We start from the raw sequence: 929 nt of genomic DNA on the forward strand, positions 1-929 counted from the left end.
CCCTCGCGGCGATCGGCTTCCAGCAGTCCTACACATACTTCACCTGGCGAAACACGAAGGACGAACTCACCGCTTACGTAGAGGAGTTGACCGGAGAGACCGCCGACTATCTTCGGCCCAACTTCTTCGTCAACACCCCGGACATCCTGCCCGAGTTCCTCCAGCACGGCGGCCGCCCCGCCTTCGAACTGCGCGCCGTACTTGCCGCGACCCTCTCGCCGACCTGGGGCATGTACAGCGGCTACGAACTCTGCGAGGCCACGCCCGTGCGGCCCGGCAGCGAGGACTACTTGGACTCGGAGAAGTACCAACTGCGCCCGCGCGACTGGGAATCGGCGCAGCACGAGGAACGCACCATCGCGCCCCTGATCGCCACGCTCAACGCGATCCGTCGACGTCATCCGGCGCTTCACCGGCTGCGCAACGTGCACTTCCACCCCACGGACAACGAACACGTGATCGCGTACAGCCGTCATGAGCCCGGTGACACGGTCCTGGTGGTGGTGAACCTCGACCCGCACCACACCCAGGAAGCGACCGTACGCCTCGACTGCACACGTCTGGACATCGCGCACGGTTCTTCCTTCCGCGTGCACGACGAACTGGGCGACGCGACCTACACGTGGGGCGAGGCCAACTACGTCCGTCTGACACCGGGCGTGTCCCCCGCGCACGTATGCGCGGTCGAGTGAGGCAGCAGCACCCGCTCCCCATCCGTGCGGCAGAAATGGAGGACCCATGACCGTCAACGAGCCGGTATCCGACCTGTTCGAGGACACACCCGCGAAGGACCGGGACCCCGAGTGGTTCAAGCGCGCCGTCTTCTACGAGGTCCTGGTCCGCTCCTTCCACGACAGCAACGGCGACGGCATCGGCGATCTCAAGGGCATCACCGCCAAGCTGGACTATCTGCAGTGGCTCGGCGTGGA

Annotated in this window: 2 protein-coding genes; both read left to right on the plus strand. The window is 65.4% G+C overall.

Annotated features, from left to right (window positions below):
- On the plus strand, window positions 1-692 hold a 692-nt coding region (locus tag AC5P1C_RS43810), incomplete at its 5' end, for an alpha-glucosidase C-terminal domain-containing protein (RefSeq protein ID WP_493871589.1).
- 46 nt (window positions 693-738) lie between these two features.
- Window positions 739-929, plus strand: a 191-nt coding sequence (locus tag AC5P1C_RS43815) for an alpha-amylase family glycosyl hydrolase (RefSeq protein ID WP_493871590.1), incomplete at its 3' end; no start/stop codon positions are given.

The organism is Streptomyces sp. A18 (genome assembly GCF_059026065.1).